This is a genomic window from Bradyrhizobium sp. CCBAU 65884 (genome assembly GCF_028128835.1).
Lineage (GTDB): Bacteria > Pseudomonadota > Alphaproteobacteria > Rhizobiales > Xanthobacteraceae > Bradyrhizobium > Bradyrhizobium ottawaense.
The window spans coordinates 1-2,891 of the sequence record NZ_LBJU01000049.1 but is presented as its reverse complement, the minus strand read 5'-3'; the positions used below and the strand labels follow the sequence as shown (position 1 = coordinate 2,891).

2 protein-coding genes and 1 pseudogene are annotated in these 2,891 nt (G+C 61.2%); 1 reads left to right on the top strand and 2 read right to left on the bottom strand.

Annotation, left to right across the window (positions count from 1 at the left end):
• A partial coding sequence (locus XI03_RS01760; RefSeq protein WP_271591125.1) for a recombinase family protein occupies positions 1-1,608 on the bottom strand: 1,608 nt, incomplete at its 3' end.
• Positions 1,589-1,777 carry a hypothetical protein gene (locus tag XI03_RS01755; RefSeq protein ID WP_271591124.1) on the bottom strand — a complete coding sequence of 63 codons (189 nt, stop codon included), beginning with the start codon at positions 1,775-1,777 and terminating at the stop codon, positions 1,589-1,591. The genes XI03_RS01760 and XI03_RS01755, both read right to left, overlap by 20 nt.
• Before the next feature lie 306 nt (positions 1,778-2,083).
• Between XI03_RS01755 and XI03_RS01750 the strand changes: the two are divergent.
• A pseudogene (locus XI03_RS01750) lies at positions 2,084-2,610 on the top strand (ATP-binding protein); the annotation flags it as partial.
• Positions 2,611-2,891: the final 281 nt, after the last annotated feature.

Genomic DNA, 2,891 nt, shown 5'->3' with positions numbered 1-2,891 from the left:
TGTGTGATCGCCGCCCTGCCAGTGGATCACAAGCTCAATTGCCGCATCGCCGACGCGTACAACGATTTCGTGGATTAAGGTTCGGATGATGCGCTTGCGCGTGGTAGGCGTCGCCCCAGGACTGTTCCAGGCCCGCTCCAAATCGGAGCCAAGCGCAAGCAACCGCTCGCGATCCGCCTCGCTCAGAGGACTCTCCGGCTTGGCCAACAGTGCACCGCGCTCTTCCTCGAGCGCGCGGACGGCCAGCAGGCGTTCATTCCAACGTCGCTCCAGCTCGCCGGCGACCAGGCGATTGTCGGAATCGACAGCCTCATATCGCCGACGAGCCCGAGTGGCCTCATAGCGCGCTTGCTCAAGAGAAAGTTCAAGTTGATGCAGCTTCTCGACGTGCTCCCGGCCGCGGTCCTCCATGGCAGACAACGCAGCCTGGACTCCGAGCGGCTGCAGGCGCGCGATGACTTCGACGCTGATTGCGGCATCCACACGCAGGCCGCCGAATGAGATGCATGGCTCTCCGCCATGATTGATCTGGCTACCGCTGCAATGATAGCGCCCGACGTTGCTGTGCGTGCCGCTGTAGGCAACGTGAAGTTTACGACCGCAGTGGCCGCAACGAAGGAGCCCTGCAAGAAGGGCCTCACCGCAGCGGACCGAGCCACGACTCATGAAGCTCTTCCCATTGGCGTTATCGGTGATCAAGCGCTGATTCCTCTCGAACTCCGCCCACGTAATGTAGCTCTCATGGTGGTCCTTGATCAAAACCTCCCAGTTGCTGCGCTCCCGGCGGAAGCCCCGCACGATTCTCTTGCGGCCGGCCTCGATTGTCACCCGACTGCCAGAACGCCCGAAGACATAGGCGCCAGCATAGATCAGATTGGTCAGGATGTGGCGGATCGTGTTGTAGACGGGTAACTTCCACTCGACGTGACGTCCCTCGGGGCCACTGCTGACCGCAGGCAAGGCGATTCGCTCTTGCCGTAACCATAGGTGAACCTGGCGCAGCGTCTGCATCTCGGCGAACTTGGCGAACACGAGTGCGAGCGCCTCCTGAATGCGTCGATCAGGGTCCTTCTCGATCTGATCGTGGGAGACTTTAATATAGCCGATGGCAACGTTGAGGAAGAGCTCGCCCCTGCGCGCCTTTTGCTTCAAGGCCTCAAGCGAGCGCTGCCGAAAGATCGACAGCTCCATCTCGCTCATTGTGCCCTTCACGCCGAGCAGAAGGCGATCATTGGGATGGCGCGGATCGTAGATGCCATCCTCATCGACGATCAGCGTTCCAACGAGCCCGCAGAACTCCAGGAGCGTATGCCAATCCCTGCCGTTGCGGGCCAGCCGAGAGGCCTCAATCGAGACCACAGCGCCAACTCGCCCTTCGCAAATCGCCGCGAGCAGCTTCTCGAACCCAGGACGCGCGGTGCCGCTACCAGAGCGACCGAGATCATCATCGATTACGATCACCTCGCTCCAGCCCAGCTGGCGCGCACGGTCGGCCAAGCCGTACTGGCGGCGCTGGCTCTCTTTGTTGTTGATAACCTGGTCGGCCGTCGACTGACGAATGTAGACGACGGCCTGGCGAGTAAGGTGCTCAGGCGTGATCTTGCTCACCGCTGTCCTCCCCGCTCACGTTGCATGTCTCGGCCGCGCTGTCGGTGAACGCTTCGGCCAGAAGCTCCTTTAAGAGCTCCAGCATCTGCTGGTGGGCTTCGATCGGAATGCTGCTGTATGTTGGAGGGCTCTCGAAAAGATCCCCCTGACGACGTGATGCGTCCGCCATGTCCGCCTCCTCGCGAATGGGATGATTCCCTGGAAGAGGAGGCTAAGACCGCATCGACGAGAACGCGCACCTCCAGCAGACGATCCACCGGAAGCCGTGGATCAGCTATCAGTCGGAAGGAAGCGGCGGCGGGAGCCGCCATCCATGCCGGCAGAAGCGTTAACGTGGCATCAGGCTGTCTGATAACAAGATGCGTCTCATCGCCAAGCCGCTTGCAGGCGACAACAACGACTGACGCTCCGCATCGCGGATGAAACGGGTAGAGGATCTCAATCTCGGATCCTAGACACCCGGCATTATGACGCTGGTTCGCCAGGCGTAGGTAAGACGCACTTGTCGATCGCGCTCGGGCGAGAGGCGATCCTGGCCGGATACACGGTGCAGCTCACCACGGCGACGCCGCTGGTCGCTGGCCTTGCCAAGGCGCACTCGGCGAGCGACGCCTAGAGCTAGACGAGAAACTTCTCGCGCTGTCGAAGCCAAAGCTGCTCATCGTGGACGAACTCGGCTACCTGCCGCTGGAACCTGACGCGGCCCATCTGTTCTTCCAACTGGTCAGCCGGCGATACGAAACCGGTGCGATGCTGATCACGTCGAACCGCAGCGTTGCCGAATGGGGTACGGTGTTCGCCGATCCCGTGGTCGCCACCGCGATCCTTGACCGGCTCCTGCATCACAGCCACGTGCTGACGATCCGCGGCGACAGCTACCGGCTCCGCGCCAAGCGCAAAAGCGGCCTCATCAAGACGCCGACGGCCGGTGACGGCCCTCCGGTCGGCTCCGCCTCCCTCCGGCCCGTCACCGGCGGAAACAACCTTCAACCGAGATCATAATCCCGATGGTGGGGGCAGTTCGTCGTGACGCAAAGGGGGCAGTTCCGGAAGGCGTTTGACACATGAACGGATGAGGAGTTCGCATGCCTCGCAGTTTTGGGAGGTTCGACTAAGCTTTAATGTCGAATCGCTATCGCTGTGCATGGCCCGAAACGCATGCTAGCGGATACCCAGGGTCGCGTAAGAAGATCGGAACAGCTGCAGCAACTCTGCAAGAGTTGCGTGAGTTTGCATTCGTACGTGATTCTCGGCGCGCCGATTGCACAGGATGGATACTCCAA